Raw genomic sequence first — 22,743 nt, forward strand, 5'->3', positions numbered from 1 at the left:
TTTAACCTCCTAAGGAATACAGCTGTTTGCTTCGTAAAAGAATCATGTCTTTTAACACATTTACAGATTCTTCCATTTGTAAGTCATTGCTCCCATAAGTTAGGCTGTCTTTTACTGTATGTTTTAATTTTTCTTGAAAGATTTTGTAATTTTTGTTCGTCCCCAATCTTTGTTGGCTGTTAGCAATGAGTTGAGGTAGCATTTCTCTCCACATGGTCTCTTGTTTTTGTAAATGAGGAGTATAGTATTTTTGAAACCATGGACGAATATGTAGATCTAAATCAGCTAAATTATCATTCATAACATTATCGCAATTGTCAGAAGGTAAAGGATGATCTAAATAGCGTTCTCCTATAGGTTCCTCAGCATAATGAGAAGACACATGAATGTCTGATCGCACACCACAAAGTTGAGTGGATTTGCCAGAAGGAGAGTAGTATTTCCCTATAGTCACTTTGAAGAAACCTTCTTGTTCCGACCCCGTTGTAATTGTTTGATGTTGGATAGTGCCTTTCCCATAAGTTTGCTCATCACCAACAATAATAGCTACGCCGTAATCCTGTAATGTTTGAGCTACAATTTCTGCAGCAGATGCTGAATTTTTTGAGACTAAAATAGCCAAGGGCCCGTCATAAAATTTCTTTGGAGATATTGTTCGGTAACGTTTAATACTCCCATCAGCATAGCGCGATACCACAACTACACCGTTAGTCATAAATAAACCAGACACTTTAATTGCTTGAGAAAGAAATCCTCCTGTATTTTCACGAATATCCAAAACTAAACCTAGAAGATTTTTATCCCTAAGACTTTGAATCGCTTCCTTTAAATCTTGTTCACTAGAAATATGATTCTCACCTTCATAGAAGGAGTACAGTGTAATTTTCCCAATAATCCCATCCCCATAGGGTTCATAAGAAACATCAATACGATGGTCATCTAAACTGATTTTTTCCCTAATTAACCGTACAGTACGATCGCCATATTGACTATGAACGTCTAAAATAACCTCAGAACCTTGCTCACCTCTAAGACAATCTAAGACAGCACGAAAAGGAAGATTTTCAATATTTTTCCCATCTATACGGTAAATAATATCATGAATTTTAAGCCCTTGATCTTTTGCTGCAGGTCCCCCAGGAAGAATTTCTTTTACAATAATCCCATCAATGTCTTCCTTTAGAATTACACCAATTCCACACATACCTTTCTCTAGCTGGATGCGCATGGCCAAAGCTTCTTCCTTGCTAAAGTATGTGGTATGCGCATCTAAACTATGCGCCATAGATTTCACAACACGTACATGGAAATGATGAGCTTCTTCTTCAGCAGCCATCTTTTCTCCATAATCATTAATTCCTAGGTAAATATTTTCATGAGTTTCTAATTGACGCACGCAAAGACGTGCAAGAGCAGCTTCTTTCCCAAAATAACGTTCTTTATCACCATCAGATAGATAAGCAGAAATATAGGATAATAACAGAGAACGGTGCCGCTCCCTAACCTCATCAAGAGAACTTCCCCATTTTTTAATCTTGCTTATTGGCGTATGTGTCTGTGCTTCAGAGACCAGCTGTTGGGGATTGCTCAACCATTCTTTACGCCAAAGACGAGCGCGTACAATACTATTTTTAATTACAGAATTTAGATTTCGATAAATGGAAAAATTACTCGTCTTGTAGTTCTTTAACAAACGCTTTTTAATTTCAGAAGATTGAATAAAATCATTGACCTCTTGCTCCGTAAGATAGGATTTATGATGGTCAAAAGCCTGAGAATACCCAAGAAGAGAACGCACAAGAATTTCTGAAGAAATATCTTGAGTTCCTACATGATATTCAATGAGTTTATCCATAGTTTTTCTAATGTCTGTTTCATGTAATAATTCAGAACAAAAAGAGAAGCGAGGAAGAACAGCAAGAATAAGAGTGCAAAGACGGAGTATTTTTATCATTACAAATATCTTTTTTGTTTGTCGTAGATATTTGTAACATCGACAGAAAATCTCCAGGCTTGAGCAGAGATTTGCTTTTAATAGGAAAACTAGTTCATTATAAACGAGTTGGTAAAAAATCTTTCTAAGCTAAAAGCTAGGAGGAGTATAAACAGTGCGGATTACAAAGTGTATTGATTAATAAAATGCCCGCGGCAATAAAAACAAGAAATGAACCTATTACAAAATATGCCCCAGAAAAAGGTAGGGTTGTTTGAGGCAAAAGGCTTAAACCAGATAAAATTAGAGAAATAATAAAAAAAATACGCCGCCATAGCAATCATAACAATACTACGTGATGAAGCATAAATATGCTCTTGACAATTGATTTGAAGGTCTGGTGAAGACGTAGTTATATTCATAGGCTTTCTTTTTAATGGAAAGATTATAAAGAACAAAAAATTAAATAGCACTTAAAAGAATTTTTTAAATCTATTTATCGAATTTAGATGCACTACCTTCGCTCCTTTCTTCTATTAGTTTTTATCGTTTTTGGAAATTCAATGAATTCTTATGCAGTAGCCTACCCGTGGGCTCCTCCAAAATCTCTCACAATTTTAGGAAGTCCTTTTATAGACATCATTCTAGATACTACAAGAGAGTTTATAGAAAGTTGTGGGTTGATAGTAGGAGAGAATCAGCCTGTAACACATACTGAAATTAAACGCATTTTCTTACTGTATAAGGAAAGTTTCCCTACAAATTGTATTCTTGCCACTAGGAAAGAACCTCTTAGCCTCATCGAAGAACAACTGGAAAACCTAGGGATTTCTAGTCATAGGAATGAACAACATCATAACTACTCGGAATATACAGAATATGGCCCCGCATTGAATGAGTTAGATCAGATACGTCTTATATTACGATGCACAGACCAAGAGGATACTATATGCTATTCTGTAAAAAAAGCCCGAGAAAACATGCAACGTGCAAGAGAACTTCTTGAAGAAAGCACTGAATGCATCCTCATCGATAGTGAGTTATTCCTTTGTGACTATGATATAGAAAACTTTTTGACAAAAGCAAAAGAGATGGGAAATAAAATTCTCCTTGATTTAATTAATCCTACAATCGCTTTGGAATTTAGAGAGCGGATTTGGTCGTGGTTATCCTATATTGATGTCTTGTTTTTATCAAAAAATTCCATTCAAACATTAACAGGCCTACCTAACATCCTTTGGGGCAAACAGTTTCTCTCTCGTATAGTTCCGGTCATCTTCATACAAGAAGAGTCTCAGGTATGTGTAGCTCAACACGGCGAGGAGATCGTATACAGTACACCAAACAATCCTCAAGAAACGATGCTAAATTTTCTTTTTGTTTACATCAATAATCCTATGGATAATGGTTCTATTTCCTGCGGATCTCCTAGCTCAGATAGCTCAAAATTTGTAACCTTTTCTCTAAGAAAAGAGAATATTAATTAATATAAATTAAGATACAGCTCTATAGAATTAGAAATTATTTTTGATCCCTAAAAGATTCTTATTCTATTCCAAAATAAGACCTTGCAAACAAAGGGACCCTTATCTATATTCTCCTCCTTATAGTAGTTAGGTTGAACTGAGAAGGGTACATGCCAACCATTAATCAATTGATACGTAAAGGGCGTCAATCTAGCGCGTCTAGAAAAAATCCCCTGCCCTACAAAGATGTCCACAAAGACGAGGGGTCTGTTTACAAGTAAAAACAAAAACTCCTAAAAAACCGAACTCAGCTTTACGTAAAGTAGCTTGGGTGCGTCTATCTAATGGTCAAGAAGTCATTGCCTATATTGGTGGTGAGGGGCATAATCTTCAAGAGCATAGCATTGTGCTTGTTCAGGGGGGAAGGGTTAAAGATTTGCCTGGAGTGCGCTATCATATTGTGCGCGGTGCTTTAGATTGTGCTGCTGTTAAAAATAGAAAGCAAAGTCGTTCTCGATATGGAGCGAAGCGTCCTAAATAAGGGCGTATTTAGAAAGAAGAATTAGAGGTTAATTTATATGTCTAGACGGCATGCGGCTGAGAGAAGAGAAATTCCAGCAGATCCTATTTATGGGAGTGTGACTTTAGAAAGATTTATTAATAAAGTCATGTTGCATGGCAAGAAAAGTGTCGCAAGAAGAATAGTGTATTCTGCTTTGGAAAGATTTGCTAAGAAATTAGGTACAGACAACGTTCTAGAGGCCTTTGAAGAAGCTTTGGAAAATGCGAAGCCTTTATTAGAAGTGCGTTCTCGTCGCGTTGGTGGAGCTACATATCAGGTTCCTGTTGAAGTTGCTCCAGAAAGAAGAAACTGCTTGGCTATGCAGTGGATTATTAAGCACGCTAGAGCGAAGCCAGGAAAGTCTATGGAAGTTGGGTTGGCTGCCGAGCTTGTTGATTGTTTCAATAAGCAGGGGACTACAATTAAGAAGCGAGAAGATACACATCGCATGGCTGAAGCAAATAAAGCATTTGCTCATTATAAGTGGTAACATAATTAATTTAATCTCGATATCCGGAGAGGCGCAATAAATTCATGAGCAACCAAGAATTCGATTTAAGTGCGATTAGAAATATCGGCATTATGGCACATATCGATGCAGGAAAAACGACAACGACAGAAAGAATTCTTTATTATGCTGGGAGAACACACAAGATAGGTGAGGTTCATGAAGGCGGCGCCACCATGGATTGGATGGAGCAGGAGCAGGAGAGAGGGATTACAATTACTTCTGCTGCGACAACCGTTTTTTGGTTGGGTTGTAAGATTAATATTATTGACACTCCAGGTCACGTAGATTTTACTATTGAAGTAGAGCGCTCTCTCCGGGTTTTAGATGGAGCTGTAGCTGTATTTGATGCTGTATCAGGAGTAGAACCGCAATCGGAAACTGTTTGGCGTCAAGCGGATAAATATGGAGTTCCACGAATTGCTTTTGTTAATAAGATGGATCGTATGGGAGCTGATTACTTTGCTGCCATAGAATCTATGAAAGAGAAGCTTGGAGCAAATGCAATAGCTGTACACTGTCCTATTGGTTCCGAAAGTCAATTTGTAGGAATGGTAGATCTAATTTCCCAGAAGGCATATTATTTTCTAGATGAAACTCTAGGAGCTAAATGGGAAGAACGCGAAATTCCTGAAGATCTCAAAGAGAAATGTGATGAACTCCGCTATGCTTTACTTGAAGAGTTGGCCACTATTGATGAAAGTAATGAAGCTTTCATGATGAAGGTTCTTGAAGATCCTGATGCAATTACTGAAGATGAAATTCATACAGTTATGCGTAAAGGGGTTATTAGCAATAAAATTAACCCAGTTTTATGTGGAACGGCATTCAAAAACAAAGGAGTGCAACAACTTCTTAATGTTATTGTTAAGTGGTTGCCCTCTCCCCTAGATCGTGGAATTATTCATGGCGTAAATCTTAAAAATAATGAAGAAGTATGTTTAGAGCCTAAGAAAGATGGGCCTTTAGCAGCTCTTGTGTTTAAAATTATGACTGACCCCTATGTTGGTCGTATTACCTTCCTCCGCATTTATTCTGGGACCTTGAAAAAAGGATCTGCTATTCTCAATTCAACAAAAGATAAAAAGGAACGCATCTCTCGTTTGTTAGAAATGCATGCTAATGAAAGAACCGATAGAGACGAGTTTACTGTCGGAGACATCGGAGCATGTGTGGGATTGAAATACTCAGTAACAGGAGACACTCTTTGTGATGAAAGTCAGGAAATTGTTCTAGAGAAAATAGAAGTCCCCGAACCTGTTATTGATATGGCAATTGAGCCGAAGTCAAAAGGAGATAGAGAGAAGTTAGCACAAGCTCTAAACGCACTTTCAGAAGAAGACCCCACGTTTCGTGTTACTTCAAATGAGGAGACTGGGCAGACAATTATTTCAGGAATGGGTGAGTTGCATTTGGATATCCTTCGTGATCGTATGATTCGCGAGTTTAAAGTAGAAGCGAATGTAGGTAAACCTCAAGTTTCCTATAGAGAAACGATTACTAAAAATGGAAATAGTGAAACGAAATATGTCAAACAGTCAGGTGGTCGTGGGCAATATGCTCATGTATGCTTAGAAATTGAACCAAATGAGCCTGGCAAAGGAAACGAAATCGTTAGTAAGATCGTTGGAGGAGTTATCCCTAAAGAATATATCCCTGCTGTTATTAAAGGAGTAGAGGAGGGATTAAACACAGGTGTTCTTGCTGGTTACGGTCTAGTTGATATTAAAGTTAGCATTGTATTTGGATCTTATCACGAAGTTGACTCCAGTGAAATGGCATTTAAAATCTGTGGTTCTATGGCAATTAAGGAAGCATGTAGAAAAGCAATGCCGGTTATTCTAGAGCCAATTATGAAAATATCAGTAACTACTCCTGAGGATCATTTAGGTGATGTTATTGGTGACTTAAATCGTCGTAGAGGAAAGATCTTGGGACAAGAGTCTTCTCGAGGCATGGCACAGGTAAATGCCGAGGTTCCCTTAAGTGAGATGTTTGGTTATACTACATCCCTAAGATCGTTAACTTCCGGAAGAGCAACTTCCACTATGGAACCGGCATTTTTCGCTAAGGTTCCTCAAAAAATTCAAGAAGAGATTGTTAAGAAGTAGGGATATATGAAGCAGCAAAAACAAAAAATTCGTATTCGTCTGAAAGGATTCGATCAACAACAATTAGATCGGTCAACTGCAGATATTGTTGAGACTGCTAAAAGAACAGGTGCTCGTGTTGCAGGTCCTATTCCCTTGCCTACGAAAAGAGAAGTATACACTGTATTACGCTCTCCTCACGTGGATAAAAAGTCTAGGGAGCAATTTGAGATCCGCACGCATAAGCGTTTGATAGATATTTTAGACCCCACAGGGAAAACTATAGATGCCTTAAAGATGTTAGCTCTTCCTGCAGGAGTTGATATTAAAATTAAGGCAGCATAAGGCTTCATATATTTGTTAAGCCATGCAGTTTTCAGAAAAATTTGATTTTCGAGAAGCATTTCTTACATCGAGAAAGCTTCTCTCTCACTGTTGCGACTCCAATATCTCCGATTCCATAGAAACAGAGGGACATGTCTATCAATTATTTTTTAAAATAAAAGATAGACCCATTACCTATAAAGTAGGAGATTCTCTAGGAGTTTTGCCTAATAATCCCGAACATGTAGTAGATAAAGTTCTAGAATCCCTAGGGTATTCTCCTCAACAGAGTGTAACAATACAAAATTCCTCTATTACGATTTATGAGTTTTTACGTACCCAAGCGAATCTAGATAAGTTTTCTGGGAAATTAAAATCTTTCTTTTCCCCTGAGGCATCTTCAGGGAGTCTTTATGAAGCTATTTGTAGAGAGAAGCCTAAAATACCTATCAACCTATTTACTCAAGCACTTCTACCTTTATTACCAAGATTTTATTCTTTAGCATCTTCTCCAGAATGTAATGGAGAGGAATTAGAATTACTAGTACGCCTAGTTAGTTATCCTGGACTATACGAGCAACATTATGGAGTATGTTCCTTCTTTCTATGTAAAGAATTAGAGATAAACACATCTTGTAAGGTTTTTATCCAACCTACTAAACATTTTACTCTTGGAGCCCAGTTAAAAAATAAACCACTAATCATGATTGGCGCAGGTACAGGAATAGCTCCGTATAAAGCTTTTGTTCAACAACGCATTGTAACCGGGGATTCTGGAAAGAATATTCTCTTCTTTGGTGAACGTTTCAAAAAAGCAAATTTTTATTATCAAGATTTCTGGGAATATGCCTCTACACAACAACTTTTAGATGTATTTTTGGCATTTTCTAGAGACGGAGAGAAAAAGGTTTATGTACAAGATCTATTAAAAGAACACCAGGATCTTATTTTAAAAACCTTTGAAGAAGGAGCAAGTTTCTTCGTCTGCGGAAGTAAGGTCTTGGGGCAAGATGTAAAAAAAGTTTTAGAAGATATCTTAGGAAAAACACAGCTTACCCAACTAAAAAATGAACATCGTTATGTTATTGACGTTTACTGATCGCAGTGCTCCATCACTGTAAGAACACAAAAACATTGTACCCCATCACCACAACCAAAATCACTCAAACCTTCTCCAGAAGTAGCTGTAATCCCAACAGAACTGGAAGGAATCTGTAATACAGAAGCAATACTTTGACGCATAGTAGAGAGCTTAGAGAGGAAATGAGGACGGTTACCTTCGATAGTGATAGCTACGTGAGAGATCATTTGATTAGGTTTTAAAGATTTTACAGCTTCAGATAAATAAACACTGCTGTCTGTGATTCCTCGCGTATGTAGAAGTTCATCAGCTACTTCTCCAAGGATAATTCTATGCGTAACAGAAGAAAGGGCATTACAGATAGCGTGAAATACAATATCTCCATCAGAATTAGCTTGAAAACCGGGATAATTTTCAAAGATAACCCCACCCAAAATACAGGGTTTAGCCGAACTTTCAGGTAAAAAACGGTGACTGTCTTGTCCAATACCCACACGATAGATCCATTGTGGCTTAGGCAATGAGGGGTTCTTTGAATTCATATTCATGTTTACCTGTTTTTAATGTTCAACTAAGGTTACCCGAGTTCTAAATATAGGAACAAATGCTGATAAGACTGTATAACCAGAGTTCTTAAATATACAAAATGTACAGAATTTCTGCATCAATACATAGAAAAATTTCTTTAACTAAATTTCTGTCTTTTAGAGAAGTAATAATAATTTTTTTGAAATAAAAATTGCTAATTCTGAATTAAATTTTTGGCGTATAATAAGGTCTTGAACAATAGATAATATAATCTGAGGATATCTTTTAAAATATGCTAAGAATGTCTAATATAGAATTCGATCTTTGGGTAGAAAGGACGCTCCCCCAAAAATTGAATTATATATTTCCTAGAGATGATGATGGCATCTGGCCCATCAAGGTAGATATAGATTTACGTGAGTATTATGCTTTTCAAACTTCTTTGTTGGCAATCATCCCTGTAGTAGGGTCAGCAATAGGACTTGCAAAGTTATTCAGCGTTTGGGCTGCGTATTCTAAAGAGGACTCATGGAAGTCCGTTGTTTATTACACTACCTTGGGTATTCTAGAACTTTTAGGTCTCGGTATTTTTGTTTTCATATTAAAAATTTGCTACTTATGCATAAAAATTATACAAGAAAATATACAAAAATTTTATCGTAGTTTTTTAATTTCTTTTTACCGAGAAAAAGAAGTAATTAGAGGATAGTCCCCATTTTATACTAAGAATTGCTCGCATCTTCTTAGAAATACGTTGCTTTAAAGCAAATGTTTCTCTACAATGACCCGTGAAATGGCTAGATAGCTCAGCTGGTAGAGCAGAGGACTGAAGATCCTTGTGTCGTCGGTTCGATCCCGGCTCTGGCCATACGCGATTACTATTTAGCGTGTTTGTTGTCTTAAAGTTTATAAAACCAGGGACTTCGTATTTTTATTATATTTATGTTTGCTAAAGTACTTGGGCAAGCACGTTAAGTCCTAAGCAAAAAATGATAAGGGAAGAATATATGGAGCCTTACGCAATAATTCAAACAGGGAGCAAGCAATATCAAGTGCGTCAAGGAGATGTGATTGACGTCGAGCTTTTGGATGGGATCTCTGAAGGAGGAGAAATTGTTTTTGAACAGGTGTTATTCACTTTTGATGGATCTAAAGCTTCTCTAGGAACTCCAACAGTGAGTAGGGCTCTAGTAAAGGGAGAGCTATTATCCCGAATTCGCGGAGAGAAAGTTATTGCTTATAAGTACAAGCGTAGAAAAAATTATCATCGTAAGATTGGTCATCGCCAGAACTATCTTAGAGTGAGAATTAATAGTTTAGTGATGTAACTCATCTAGTTAGTAGAAAACTAAAGGAATTTTGAAATGGCACATAAGAAAGGTCAGGGAGCAAGCCGTAACGGTCGTGATTCTGAGTCAAAGCGTCTAGGAATGAAAGTTGGTGCTGGACAAAGAGTTTCTACAGGCAGTATCCTCGTAAGACAAAGGGGAACAAAATGGCATCCTGCTAAGAATGTAGGTAGAGGAAGTGATGATACCCTGTTTGCTTTAGTTGATGGTATTGTTTCTACTAGAAAGACAAATCGAACTTATATTTCTGTTTTACCAGAATAACAAGTTTAAAAATACTGACAGCTCTGTTTTAAAAAGCTCTATTTTTGCTCACGCATGATGGGGCTTTGTCATTTTGTTGCAGTGCAGGAGACCTACGCTATGTTTGTAGATCAGATTACTTTAGAATTGCGTGCAGGCAAGGGTGGCAACGGTGTCGTAGCTTGGAGAAAGGAAAAATATTTACCCAAAGGCGGCCCCTACGGAGGCAATGGCGGTGTCGGAGGCTCCATTGTAATTGAGTCTGCAACAAATGTTTACTCCTTTGAATCCTATAGGAATTTACGTTTTTTACAAGCTGAAGACGGGCAGTCAGGAGCAACAAATAACCGTTCAGGGAGAAATGGTAAGGATTTGGTTCTTACAGTTCCTGAAGGAACCCTACTGCGTGATCTAGAAACTCGTGAAGTTCTACACGACTTCACTCAACACGGTGATCGCCTAGTAATTTGCCGTGGAGGTAGGGGAGGAAAGGGAAATACCTTTTTTAAAACCTCTACCAATCGTGCTCCTACCAAAGCAACTCCTGGAAAACCCGGAGAGATACGACGGGTAGAACTAGAACTAAAATTAATCGCAGATATTGGATTAGTAGGATTTCCTAATGCTGGAAAATCAACCCTATTCAATACACTAACTTCTGCAGAAGTTAAGGTGGGGGCTTATCCTTTTACGACTCTCCACCCCGTGCTAGGCCTAGTTCCTCGTCAGGAGAAGTACCATAAGCCTTGGATCCTTGCAGATATTCCAGGAATTATTGAAGGGGCACATATAAATCGGGGGTTAGGATTAGATTTTCTTAAACACATAGAAAGAACGCGAGTTCTATTGTTTGTAATTGACGTTTCTTGTCGAGAGCGTTCCTCCCCCGAGAAGGATCTACGCATTCTTATGAATGAATTAATTCATTACCGCTCGGATCTTGTTGAGAAGGGAAGAATCATTGCTTTAAATAAAATTGATGATCTCCTTCCTGAAGAACAACAAGAACAATTAGAGAAATTTCAAAGATTATTCCCCGAAGAGACTTTTGTTATGGTTTCTGGACTTTCTGGAGAGGGAGTGCACTTATTACATAGCCTTTTTGCAAAAAGACTTATTGTATAAGCCAAACCCATTACAAGAGTAATTGTTGCTCCTACTGGGAAATCTAGAATATAAGCTAAAAAGATTCCAGAATAGGAACAGACAACGTTAAGTATGGTAGAAATGAGCATAATATGCGTCATTTTATATGAGAACCTGCACGCTATAGATATCGGTAATACCAGCATGCTTAGCATTAAAATGACTCCCATAATATAAACTAGCATGACGATAGTAATTGCTATGAGAACGAGTAGGAGAAAGTACCATGTCTGCACGGAATGACGACTAAGTGTCATGTATTTCTCGTCAAAACAAAGCGCAAGGAAACGTGTATGACAAATTGCGGCTGTGGTCAAAACAAGGACATCTAAGATCCCTAAACTATAGAGATCACGGGTAGTTACCCAAAGAATATTTCCAAACAAGAAGTTTACTAACTCTGTATTATAGGTAGGGAGTTGAGCAATAAATATAATACCTACAGCCATACCTACAGACCAGATCATGGAAATGAGAGCATCTTCGCGTTCTCTATATTTAAGATGGATCTTCCCAATACATATAGCAAGGACAATAGCTCCTAATACAGCCCCATAGATTGGAGAAAAGGATAGATTACATTTATACTGGATCCATAAGGTAAATCCGATTCCTCCGAGGATAGAATGTGAAATACTCCCGCTGATGGAAACAATACGTTTTGCAACAATGTAAGTTCCAACAACTCCTCCTACAATAGAAGCTTCTAAGGCTGCAAGTAGAGCAGGGAAAAGTAGAGCAGGGAAAAAACTAATCATATGTCTGCCTTATTTTTAAAAGAATGACAACAAAACTCTTGGGAGATATTTGGAGTATTTGTCAGGGTAGTTAGTGTGCGATTCATATAAAATACTTTATTGAAATGACTTGTCGTATGATGCAGATCATGAGTAATCATAAGAATAGTACATGAAGAGTTCAGTTTCTGGAGGATCTGAAGAATACGCTGTTGATTTTCTGGATCAATATTTGCTGTGGGTTCATCAAGAATCAATAGTTGGGGGTGGGAAGCAAGAGCTCGTGCAAGTAAAACACGTTGGATTTGTCCTCCCGATAAGTGGGAGAAACATCGATCCTTATGTGATAGAAGACCTACGGTTTCTAAAGCAGATTCAGCAGCTTGAAGATCCAATTTGGAGTATTTCCCATACCAGGGAAGGAAAGAAAGTCTTCCTAATAAGACAACATCTATAACAGAAATTGGGAAATCAAAATCGTAAGAAAAATGCTGGGGGACCCAACCAATAATCAGGTCTTTAGAATGGGATGTATTAGGAAAGATTTCTAAAGTACCCTTAGTCGGAGTGAATAATTTTAGCATAAGCAAAGCTAGTGTTGTCTTTCCCCCTCCATTGGGACCGATGATGCCAATAAAGTCTCTTTCATGGATAGTAAAAGAAACATTATCAATGATCCATGAACTTTTGGGTTCATAGCGAAAAGAGAGTTCTTTAACACGCATTTGTATTGTCATAGATTTGTAAATGTTATCGCTATGGTTTTAAGGTTATTTATTACATTTTCTTCATAGGGATCAATCAAGATTCTATTCACTTTGAAACGTTCGGCAAGTAATGCGCTGCTACGCTTCTCCCCATGACGTAGAAGAATGATAGATGAAATGCCGTATTGGCGGATATTTTGGGCAGCCCTGACTATATCTTTTGGCGAGGGTTCAGTATGAGGGTTTTTTCCCAAGACATGTTGGAAAAAGTTATAATCGCGGCAGAAGTATGCAAAGGCTCCGTGGGTGACTAGTATATGCCGTTGCTTTGCTTGTAGGGTAATTTGTTGAATTTCTTCGTCTAGAGTTGTAAGAGCTGCTAGTAATTTGTCCCCATTACTTCGATACAGAGCCGCGTGATCGGGGAAGTGTGTACTCAAGGCTTGGACAATAGTAGTTACTTGAACTTTAAGATTTTTAGGGCTAAGCCAGGTATGTGTGTCAAAACTTTGGAAGTTATGAGAGCATCCTGTATAGCTGGGGATAACTTGAATTCCCTGTGTCAAATCAACTTGAGGACAGGAAAGATTGACAGCACAAGCTTTTTCAAAAGTTTCTCCCATGCGAAACCAAAGTTGTGCTTGTAGTAATTTTTCCATATGACGTGGTGGAGGTTCATAGGTATGAGGGTCGTGGTTATTCGTGACTATGGAGAAAACATCACAAGTATCTTCAGCAATTTGTTCTACTAGAAACTTATAGGGAGCAATGCTAACAAGGACGGAGTGTTTTATTTCTGCGTTTCCCTGTAGTAATGCAGGAGAACATAAAAATAAGAATAAGGTAAGGAATAGTTTACACATAAATTAGGTGGATTTTATGAAGAGTAGTATTATCTTATTGACTGATAATTTTTATAAAGAGTGAATTCAAACTCTCATTCAATATTTATGTAAAAAATTCATCTATTGAGACGAATCTTGATAAAAATGGAGATATTCAGATATCTTCTGGTCAGGCTTTTTTTTTGCAAATAGCTGATAAGGAGAGATGTCCGAGAGGCTTAAGGAGCACGCTTGGAAAGCGTGTGTGCGTTAACGCGTACCGTGGGTTCGAATCCCACTCTCTCCGGTTGTTTCTTTATTCCCTAGTCTACTTTTCGATATATTTTCTCATTTCTTCCACTAAGACTCCTCTAAGTCATTTTAATGTTTAATTATTTTTATGGTTTTTGTCTGAGGAGTTTTAACTCGCATTTAAAAAAATATAATTAAATATTTAGTTTGTTTTTGCTGCATGCGGGAGATAATCAGTCGATGTGATTAAGTTCCCGCTAATCTTGCGCAAAAATCTAAATTCATTAACAAACAAGAACTATGATATGGACAGTGTAATAGTTTATCTGTCTTGTATTTGAAATAACATGCTATTGAACTTAGATGCGAATGAGCAATCTACTGTTTTGAACAGCCTATAGAGAGGGAAATATTTTAAGTTTATAAATATTTTCCTCTTTATGTGCTAGAATATCATGCGTGCACCGCAGTTTACTAATTGTACAAGAGAAGAAATCCCTGCATCTATGGTGTAATTCCCATAAAAAATCCAGTAGGGATTGCAGTAAAGTTGGGTACTGTATTCCCCTCGCACTAGGTTACGTGAGGGAATAACTCCTGTAACAATATTTGTAGCTCCTGAAGAAAGAACTTTATAACGGCAAATAGGTTTATTCCTATAAATAACAGGGAAATAGGCAAAAGAGCATTTGTTATACATAAGAATATTATAGTGAAGCATGGCGCCTTCAAAGGCCAACCCTAGTGGAGTCGCAAGATTTCTATAGGCTGCAGAATCGAATTCTCTAGGGTCATAGTCAAGTTCTGTGAATTGTTTTTGGCGCACTCCTGTGTATTCTACTTCTGAGTAGAAAGAGCATCGAAATGTTGAGTTTTTAGAAGGTTCACGTAAGTCTAGAGACACACGTAAATCAAATAACCAGCCTAAATCTTCCCAATTTCCTATATTACGTTCATGAATCGAAGGGTAATAGGTTGTCGTATCGTGTTTCATGTATCCATAGGTTGCGACTCCCTGGAATAATACAGGACGTAGCGCACGTGAATGTCTGTAGGGCAGGAAGAAGGATTTGCCTGTATATAAAGTTGCTTGGAATGAGTGATCTGATCCTTTATGTCTGTAGTTATCTATACTTTTTTCAGATTTTGAATGTCCGAAGACTTGACTAAATGCAGCTCCTAAGATGAAGTCAGGATGAGGTTTAGCGTCTATTGCTATAGAGTAGCCGCGGGCATGATAAGTAAAGTCTCGCCCATTAGCATTAGAATCATTTTGGAGGAATGCACCGATTCCTGATAACCAGAGATTATTATATGCTGCGTCATCAAAACGTGCGTTGTTCAGCATGTTGTTGACGACACCTTGCTTGACAGAAATCAAAGAATTTTGTGAGCCTAATATGGAATTGAGGTAGAAGTAATTATCTCGAGGAATATATACCCAGCGACGGTATTCTTGAAATTTCCATGTTGCTTCAATTTTCCCGTTATTATCGGTAGGGTTTAGAGTCCATGTTCCAATATATCCTTTTGCAGGTTGGGTATCTCCTGCAAGTGTAAGATTAGGAGAAATCTCTACTTTGCTAGTATCTTCAGGGAGATTCAATAATACAATTTCTTGATCTTTCCCTAAGGAGGGGTTTTGGTAGAAAACCCCTTCAGGATCAATGAGAGTCAGTGTCCCTGTAAGATAGATTTTATCTTCAGTATCAACATCATTAACATCTTGAGAGGTGGCCGATTTAATAGAAGGAAGTTGAGTATTTGCTGATAGGGAAGATGGTGTAACTGTTGGTGCAGTGTAATTACCAATTTTTAATGTAGGAGCGGACATTGTACCGTTTTCTGACATCATGCCACTACAGTCAATAGTCAGATTATTGATGGAGATTCCTCCTTTGGTTTCTGATTGGGGTTTTTGTGTGGCGAGTACAGATCCTGGCCCCATCACGAGAGACCCTGATTTTTGATTAAAAGAAATTACATTAAGCTCTGCATTCTTTCCTAAAACTAGGGTTCCATTATGTAACACAGCTCTTTGTGGAATAAAGGAGCGATTTGTATGTAGCTCCCCAGAAAAGAGCACCGTTCCCGTATATTGTTGATTTGATTGTCCATTTTCAGACTTATTAATGTCTAGAGTGGTGTAACTATTATTTGTGTTTACTGTACTTATATTAACTGCATCATAGAAATTAATAGACTGGTTTTGTGCAGCAGATAGAGTCAGTTGTACTTTCCCAGCGATACTACAAAAGGATGGGGTGGTGCTTTGTTGTTCCTCTGTTGAGTTTGCTACACAAGCATTGTTTTTGAAAGTGATGCTTCCTCCTAGGGCCTTGAGGTTTAAAATAGCATCTGTATTACTATCACTTGGCTCTCCAAAAATTGCTGCCCCTAAATTGGTCACTGCTGCTTTGCCACCAGAAGTTGAGGTGGGTGTCTGAGCTAGTTGTACTTGGTTCCCAACGAAAAGGACAGAAGAATTTGCATTAATATCTGCTTGTTTAGTGAAATATATAGCACTTCCATCGTTGGCAGAGGTATTATTTTCGAATCGCATACCGCCGTTAGAAGTTAAAGTTGTGGCGTAGACAGCTCCACGATTTTTAGCGATATTCCCTTCGAACATACATGACGAGGAAGCATCTAATGTAATCGTTCCTGTGCTACCATTATTACCACTTGTAGCTGACATACAAGCAATGGCAGATCCAATGTCAGCAGAGTTATTTGTGAAGGTTAATGCTTGATTGGTAAATGTGATACTTGTAGTAGCAGCAATAGCTCCCCCGAGAGTTTCTTTTGTTGTAGTAGAATCAGATTCTTCTTCAGCTGCTTGAGTTGCTTCAGTTGCTGGTGTGCAAAGGGCTGAGTTATTGGAAAAACTTACATTTGAACAATTTTGAATAGTTACTGTAGGTGCATAAATAGCCCCTCCAGCGATTTGACCTGTAGTAGTTGAATTTTTAGTTGCAGCACTGTTTCCCGTAAAATTAACACCAGTTAAGTTTTGTAATGTGAGGGAGGTTTTTGCATAGATCGCTCCTCCTTGCACATTAGGGTCAGTGGTTCCGGAAGTTGATGAAATTCCATTTATATTATAGGCAGTATTTCCTGAAAATATACAGCCGTTCTGAATATTAGATAATGTTATAGTTTCCCCATAAATAGCGCCGCCAGTGATTTCTGATGGTGAGGGAGAAGAGGAACCATCCGTTGTTGTTGTTGTAGCATATGTCTCAGTTTTATTATTGCTGAAAGTAATTCCCTGAGGCAACTGATTTAAAGTTAGGTTCTTGGCGTATATAGCACCGCCAGAATGTTTAGCTTGGTTTCCTGACAGGGTCGTTGTACCAACATCTTCTAGAGTCAGAGAGTCTGTAAAATACAGACCTCCTCCTTTTTGAGCGGAGTTCCCAGAAATATCTATAATATTAATGCTAGAAAGTTTTCCTTGTTTTCCATAAACCCCGCCACCACTTTCCTGAGCGGAGTTATTGGTAATGCTGGTACTAATCACATAATTAACGTTAAAATCTACATCTGTTGTGACATCAGTAGCAGCTGTTTGTGCGATATATTTGTTATTTGAAATAACTCCAGAATTGCTTGCTACCCCACTAGATACGGAAGCTACAGAAGGACTTGCCGCCGTACTGTTGATTATCTGTGTACAGAGGCCTCCACCATTTTTTTGTGCAGAATTTTGATCTATTGTAATGGATTCGAGATTTGTTAAGCTTGCTTTTGTAGTATAAATACCTCCGCCATTTTCTTGAGCTGTATTTGATGTAATGGCTATTTTCCCAAGTACAGGTAAAACTGTAGGAGTATCATCAGACTCTGCACTTGTTGTATTATTAAACGTGATTGTTAAATTAGCAGGGATACTTGCTCCTCCGCCATTTTTTGCACTATTACTATCGAGTAAGAAATTAGTAAGCCCTGAAAGTGTTAAAGATTTGCTAGCTGCTAAACAAATACCTCCACCATCTTCCGTAGCCTGGTTTCCTTGAATCAGGGTTTGTCCGGTAAGGTTGGTGAAACTCACATCGCTTTCGCAATATATTCCGCCTCCTGATTTTTTGGAGATATTTTTAGTTACTTGTAATCGGTGAGAGTCTGAGCATGTGTATGTCCCCTTAACATAGATACCACCTCCACAATCCGTAGCTTGGTTGCTAGCAAAATCGAGACTAGAGGTGATATTAGACGTTGTAAAGTTTTGATCAACATATAGTCCTCCACCTTTCCCTAGTGTAGCAGTGGATGCACTAGTATCTTGTTGTGTACTTACTGCACTTTGTCTATATGCTGATGCAGGGGATGACGTTGTAGTAGATGCAGAGGAAGTAATAGAAAAATCACCTGCCTTATTGGCTCCGAAGCTAACTTTTTCCAAGTTAGAGAGTGTAACACTTCCTAAGCAGTAAATTCCTCCTCCTCCAGTTTTTCCTGTATTTCCATTAAATTGTATTAGAGTATCTGATGAACTTATAGTGAGGTTTTCTTTGGAGTAAATAGCTCCTCCCTGTTGATCACAGGAGTTACTTTGAAATTTTAGAGTAGAGATATTGGTAAAATTTACAGATTTTCCACTATAGATAGCTCCTCCACATCCTGTAGCTGTATTTAGGATAAACGTAGTGTCTCCTGTTCCCTGTGAGATACTTATCTTATCAGAACTAAATAGTGCTCCTCCTGATCCCTTAATGACCGTAGTAGCCTCATCTGTTGAAACCACAGTAGAAACTGGAGTTGCAGACGACTTTGTTATAGAAGATGTTGATGTGGATTGTACTTGGGTGCTTTGTGAGGTGCTTGCTTGAGAATTATTAATGGCTTCATCAATAACGCTAGGAAATTCCGCGATATTATTTCTGAAGTTCATATTTTGATAGCTGCTAATTGTAATTGCCCCTGAAGCAAAGATAGCACCACCATTTCCTGCTGTTTCTGTAGTATAAGATGGTAGAGTCGAAGAACTTGTACCACTGCTAGATGAGGATGAATAGGGCAATGAGATTTTCGTAGAAGAAGATGATCCGTTTACATTACTGTCACTACTGCCATTACTGCTACTTGATGTGCTCGTAGCTGGAGTTATAGAGATCAGAGGAACAGGGACCTTAGCAGAGTTATTAGAGAAATCTATAGTATTTACAATATTGGTAATAGTTACCGTAGATGTTGTAAATATAGCTCCTCCAGATTGTTGGGATAGGTTGTTCTGGAAGGAGAGGTTTTTGAGACCTTCAAAAGATACAGGCCCTACGGCATATATTGCTCCCCCTTGACCTGTCATTGTAATTTGTGAACAAGTTAATGATCCTGGATTTCCTGTACTGGTAATGAAGATAATAGGTCCACCTTTGTCATTATAAAATGCTCCTCCTCCTTTAACAGTTGTTGTTGTTGTAGAAGATTGAGTTGACGAAGAAGCTAAAGGTAGGAAAGTAAGAGCATTGGAGAGATGAACTGAGCTAATATAAGGCAATATAGCGTCGAAGATAGAACGATAGAGTGCTGCTGTTGTTGTTGCCGTCGTTGTTGTCGTAGTCGTCGATGACGGTAAATTAGAAAATTTTGAAAAGATGACATCCCCAGTGATTGAATAAATAGTTCCACTGTCACTTTTAGTGACTTGCGTGAATTGACTTACTGAACTTCCTCCACTGATTCCATAATACGTTGAGTTTAATTCCTCAGAAATTGGGTCGCTAAATACTGTAGTAGAGGGGAGTAGGGCAGCAAAAACAGCTGTAGCTGATAGCCACTTCATAGAACAATAACCTATTGAGAACATTCACTGACTAGATCGTTTAGATAAATCAGAAAGGTAAATTAGGCAAGGAGAAAAGGAGGGGAATATTAGGGATAGACTGCGAGGAGATTGGGGGGTATCCCTAATATTTTTGTAACGTCTCCTACATAAGAGGATGAAGATTTGTATGCAAGAAAAAGTTAGAAGCTTAGAGAGAAACCACCAAATGCATCACCAGAAATATTGTTTCCTTCTCGTTGTGTTGTTGAGATTCCTAAGTAGGCTGTTGCTAATTTATAGCGCCAAGTAGAGCGGAATTTTAAATTCATAGCTTCTTGACCCATAGGAATTCCTGATGTTTTCCATGTATGTTGATTTAAAATTAATGAAGCAGTAGTTAGTGGGTTGGCTCGATGGAAGTCTTTGATATATGCCATACTCAATTGTGTAAACAATGAATAGGAACATCCAAATAAGCGCATTTCTAAAGAGACACCAGTAGGAAGAGCTATGTTGCTTAAACGCGAAGAAGAGAAATACCTAGGATCATAACCTGTTTCTATAAAAGGATTTTGTGTAATGGCAGTGTATTCAAGATCAATAAAAGGTGTGATTTTTAAACATTGAATACCTTTAGGGTAGGCATAAGATATACCTATAGTACTACGAAATCCTTGATTTTTCCAGGCGCCTCTAGTGATATCTTTTTTAGAAAATTCGTGTTTCATGACATGGGATTCTTCTGCATAGCTTACAGAAGATCTTAGAGAGAGTGCTTTCCAATTTTTGAATGCTGCTACTGTTCCTAAAAACATATGAGAATGACTTTTCCCTGGTAAGGAGTCTTGGTGACTAGAACCATGGAGTTGTGTAAAGGTAGAACAGATTATAGTATTTGGAGAGAGAGGAATCCTCACTCCTAGATTATGGCCTGTTTGTATGACAGAAAAATTTTGATGATGTTTAGAATTTTGTTCCATAGAGGCAGAAACAAAACCACCAAAAATGCACATATGATTTATGGGGAACAAAATGTTATTATTCGCATAATTGTCGAGGACAGAGTCATTTGCTGAGTGCATACCTGTAAATGTTGCCCATATAGAAGAAGGGACAAGAGAGCCTTTTTTCTCTGGATTGAGAATAAAAGTTCCTGTGGGTAACCAGACAGCTTTCAGTATTTTATGTTTTTTAGAGTCTTCTTTGGACCAGTGGAATTTCCAGACGCCTTGATATCCGTAAGCATTTTGCTTAACAGCAATCTCTTCGGGGACGAATCTTTCTGTATTTATCCCTTTTTCTGATTTGAAGATAATCTCCATACTATAGGGATGAGATGCTAAATCATGGTTATCGTAGAAAAGATGTTCCGGATCATGAATTTTTGGAGATCCCGACAGTTGAATTCCAGAACCTCCTGTAGCACGTATTTCTGCGGGGAGTGGAGATTTTGTAGTTCCTAGACCAAAGCTAATGTTGGAAATGATAATATCTTTCCCCTGACTGTTATAGCTTGTTAACATAGAACCAGGAGTAAGATTGAGAACACCACCTAATTGTTTAAACTCTTGGACAGCAAGAATAGCTCCATTTTGAATGGAAAGGACGCCATTATTTAAGTACACCGGTTGGTTAAAAATAGAAGTCAAATTGTTTTTATTCTGACGTTCAGGAGAGAGCTTCTCTCCTGAAAATATTACTGAACCACAATGAAATATATTCTCTGTAGAGTTGATATTTACAGGAGAAGAGCTCGGGGTTGTCGCAAGTATAGGATCGTAGAAAATTACAGATTGATTTTCATTAGCGAGGAGGTTCATTTCTACGAGAGGTCCTTTAATTGTAACGGCATTGTTTGTAACGGTCGTGTTGTGTTTTGTTGTTATTGTAACGGTATTGTCGTAGAAAAGAATGTCACCATTTTGAGCGTGTAAATTTAATTTAAGTTGAGATCCACTTAAGTATAAAGCACCTCCTCCTAGTTTATTTGCTGAGTTATTTGCGAAGATAATTGGTTGGGAGGCTGTAAAGTTACATGTTGTTGCTGTAATTGCTCCTCCACCTTCTGCAGTATTTTCATTAAAGAGGATGACGCTTTCATTTTGCTTGAGGATAACATGTTGAGCATAAATTGCTCCTCCTAAGTGTTTAGCACGATTTTTGCAAAAAACAACGGGAGCTGCTTGTTTATTTATATTACATGTTGCAGCATGGATAGCTCCTCCAGATTCAGAAGCTGTATTTTGTACAAAGGTTAAAGTTCGTTGATTGTTAGTAAATTCTACTAATCCTTGTTTGTTGAAAATTCCTCCCCCTTGTGTAGAAGAATTTTCCTGAAAGAGAATGTCTTGATTGTCATAGAAAAGAATATCCGATCCTGCGATATCACTGCTAATAGCTCCACCATGACCCGAATGAACAAGAGAAGGAACGGATTCTGCTCGGTTTTTAATAAATGCAATTGTTCCTCGCTGCTCATTAAATATTAGGCGGCTAGGTTGAGTCCCAGTTAGGAGAATAGCTCCTCCTGCTCCATAACTAATGTTATTTCGAAAGGAGATATTTTGGTTTTTAGTAAAAAACATATCCTGAGTGGAGGTAAATACTCCGCCAGTACTCTGGTTATTTTCGATATAAAGGCCTTTTAAATTTTCAAAAGACAAGAGAGATTTGGAAAAGATACCAGCTCCTAATCCTCCAAGTTGTAAATTCTTAAACCTTAGTGTTGCTAAGGGGGAGGTGGCAGAAAATATAAGATGACCTTCTAAATTGCAAAAAGCTCCTCCTGATTTATGGATATTAGCCCCCGGGAAATCTTGAAGAGAAAATTCTCCACGTAATGTGTAATTTGTTCCATGTGGAGAGGTAGTCAGCATAGTAAATAATTCTAGGTGTTCACCCGAATGTACTCCTGATAGAGGAAGAACGATTTCAGCTGCTGATATATGAAGAATTTGAGCAAGCAAAGAAAAAAGGAGGAATTTTCCAAAAGACATATGCCGCATGTTTCGTAGTCCCAATGATTTCATGGTCTTAAGTAAGAGATCTAACTTACACTAGGAGGAGAAAATAAATACACGGAAATAAGAAGAGATCTACGCCCATGTTAATAGTACATGGGAAGTTAAAGTCTACAGGTATTTTATAGTAACGATGTTAAGAGGTACCTCTAGAGAGAATTTTCTTATTCTCCTAGAGGTCTCTGGAGGAGAAAAAAAGAGTAAAA

16 protein-coding genes, 2 tRNA genes and 2 pseudogenes are annotated in these 22,743 nt (G+C 38.0%); 12 read left to right on the forward strand and 8 right to left on the reverse strand.

Annotated elements, in window-relative coordinates:
* Window position 1: 1 nt before the first annotated feature.
* Window positions 2–1,954 (reverse strand): tail-specific protease Tsp, encoded by a 1,953-nt coding sequence (gene tsp / locus RT28_RS00075; protein ID WP_020355889.1) that lies wholly within the window; start codon window positions 1,952–1,954, stop codon window positions 2–4.
* Between the two features lie 136 nt (window positions 1,955–2,090).
* A pseudogene (locus tag RT28_RS04950) lies at window positions 2,091–2,355 on the reverse strand (hypothetical protein).
* 141 nt (window positions 2,356–2,496) lie between these two features.
* Here RT28_RS04950 and RT28_RS00080 point away from each other — a divergent pair.
* From RT28_RS00080 to RT28_RS00105, 6 genes and pseudogenes are all read left to right on the forward strand, one after another.
* Window positions 2,497–3,420 (forward strand): hypothetical protein, encoded by a 924-nt coding sequence (locus tag RT28_RS00080; protein WP_038501239.1) that lies wholly within the window; start codon window positions 2,497–2,499, stop codon window positions 3,418–3,420.
* A gap of 149 nt (window positions 3,421–3,569) precedes the next feature.
* Window positions 3,570–3,940: pseudogene (gene rpsL, locus RT28_RS04775) on the forward strand (30S ribosomal protein S12).
* Between the two features lie 37 nt (window positions 3,941–3,977).
* Complete coding sequence (rpsG, locus tag RT28_RS00090) at window positions 3,978–4,451, forward strand: 30S ribosomal protein S7 (RefSeq protein ID WP_020355893.1); 474 nt, start codon at window positions 3,978–3,980, stop codon at window positions 4,449–4,451.
* A 44-nt stretch (window positions 4,452–4,495) separates the two neighbouring features.
* Window positions 4,496–6,580 carry an elongation factor G gene (gene fusA, locus RT28_RS00095; protein WP_020359204.1) on the forward strand — a complete coding sequence of 695 codons (2,085 nt, stop codon included), beginning with the start codon at window positions 4,496–4,498 and terminating at the stop codon, window positions 6,578–6,580.
* 6 nt (window positions 6,581–6,586) lie between these two features.
* Window positions 6,587–6,904 carry a 30S ribosomal protein S10 gene (gene rpsJ, locus RT28_RS00100; protein WP_020355895.1) on the forward strand — a complete coding sequence of 106 codons (318 nt, stop codon included), beginning with the start codon at window positions 6,587–6,589 and terminating at the stop codon, window positions 6,902–6,904.
* 22 nt (window positions 6,905–6,926) lie between these two features.
* Window positions 6,927–7,982, forward strand: a complete 1,056-nt coding sequence (locus tag RT28_RS00105) for a flavodoxin domain-containing protein (protein WP_038499965.1) — start codon at window positions 6,927–6,929, stop codon at window positions 7,980–7,982.
* On the opposite strand, the gene ispF is transcribed toward RT28_RS00105, so the two are convergent.
* Window positions 7,976–8,506 carry a 2-C-methyl-D-erythritol 2,4-cyclodiphosphate synthase gene (ispF, locus tag RT28_RS00110; protein ID WP_035392731.1) on the reverse strand — a complete coding sequence of 177 codons (531 nt, stop codon included), beginning with the start codon at window positions 8,504–8,506 and terminating at the stop codon, window positions 7,976–7,978. The genes RT28_RS00105 and ispF overlap by 7 nt on opposite strands.
* A 278-nt stretch (window positions 8,507–8,784) precedes the next feature.
* Here ispF and RT28_RS00115 point away from each other — a divergent pair, with 278 nt between their 5' ends.
* The 5 genes from RT28_RS00115 to obgE all read left to right on the forward strand — a co-directional run bounded on the left by RT28_RS00115 (window position 8,785) and on the right by obgE (window position 11,209).
* Entirely contained in the window at window positions 8,785–9,201 is a 417-nt protein-coding gene (locus RT28_RS00115; RefSeq protein WP_038499968.1) for a hypothetical protein, read from the forward strand.
* Window positions 9,202–9,287: 86 nt separating this feature from the next.
* Window positions 9,288–9,360: transfer RNA gene (locus RT28_RS00120), tRNA-Phe, on the forward strand.
* A gap of 139 nt (window positions 9,361–9,499) precedes the next feature.
* A complete protein-coding gene (rplU, locus tag RT28_RS00125; RefSeq protein ID WP_038499971.1) occupies window positions 9,500–9,820 on the forward strand; it encodes a 50S ribosomal protein L21 in 321 nt (106 codons plus the stop codon).
* A gap of 36 nt (window positions 9,821–9,856) precedes the next feature.
* The gene (gene rpmA / locus RT28_RS00130) at window positions 9,857–10,105 is read left to right on the forward strand and encodes a 50S ribosomal protein L27 (protein WP_020355900.1); all 249 of its coding nucleotides are present in this window, start codon (window positions 9,857–9,859) and stop codon (window positions 10,103–10,105) included.
* Between the two features lie 99 nt (window positions 10,106–10,204).
* On the forward strand, window positions 10,205–11,209 hold the full coding sequence (gene obgE, locus RT28_RS00135) for a GTPase ObgE (protein WP_038501241.1): 1,005 nt from the start codon (window positions 10,205–10,207) through the stop codon (window positions 11,207–11,209).
* On the opposite strand, the gene RT28_RS04780 is transcribed toward obgE, so the two are convergent.
* Genes RT28_RS04780 through RT28_RS00145 form a run of 3 tightly spaced genes read right to left on the reverse strand, consistent with a single transcriptional unit; the run spans window position 11,107 to window position 13,537 of the window.
* Complete coding sequence (locus RT28_RS04780) at window positions 11,107–11,988, reverse strand: metal ABC transporter permease (protein ID WP_081750411.1); 882 nt, start codon at window positions 11,986–11,988, stop codon at window positions 11,107–11,109. The genes obgE and RT28_RS04780 overlap by 103 nt on opposite strands.
* Entirely contained in the window at window positions 11,985–12,704 is a 720-nt protein-coding gene (locus RT28_RS00140) for a metal ABC transporter ATP-binding protein (RefSeq protein WP_020355902.1), read from the reverse strand. Before RT28_RS00140 ends, RT28_RS04780 begins: the two co-directional genes overlap by 4 nt.
* Window positions 12,701–13,537: a metal ABC transporter solute-binding protein, Zn/Mn family gene (locus RT28_RS00145; RefSeq protein WP_020355903.1), complete on the reverse strand. Its 837-nt coding sequence runs from the start codon at window positions 13,535–13,537 to the stop codon at window positions 12,701–12,703. Before RT28_RS00145 ends, RT28_RS00140 begins: the two co-directional genes overlap by 4 nt.
* A 181-nt stretch (window positions 13,538–13,718) precedes the next feature.
* On the opposite strand from RT28_RS00145, the gene RT28_RS00150 reads away from it, so the two are divergent.
* Window positions 13,719–13,805, forward strand: a tRNA-Ser gene (locus tag RT28_RS00150).
* A gap of 390 nt (window positions 13,806–14,195) precedes the next feature.
* Here RT28_RS00150 and RT28_RS00155 read toward each other — a convergent pair.
* Window positions 14,196–19,535, reverse strand: a complete 5,340-nt coding sequence (locus RT28_RS00155) for a polymorphic outer membrane protein middle domain-containing protein (RefSeq protein ID WP_038499974.1) — start codon at window positions 19,533–19,535, stop codon at window positions 14,196–14,198.
* Window positions 19,536–19,717: 182 nt separating this feature from the next.
* Window positions 19,718–22,522: a polymorphic outer membrane protein middle domain-containing protein gene (locus tag RT28_RS00160; RefSeq protein WP_038499977.1), complete on the reverse strand. Its 2,805-nt coding sequence runs from the start codon at window positions 22,520–22,522 to the stop codon at window positions 19,718–19,720.
* Window positions 22,523–22,743 lie beyond the last annotated feature (221 nt).

This window comes from Chlamydia avium 10DC88 (genome assembly GCF_000583875.1).
Classification (GTDB): Bacteria; Chlamydiota; Chlamydiia; order Chlamydiales; family Chlamydiaceae; genus Chlamydia; species Chlamydia avium.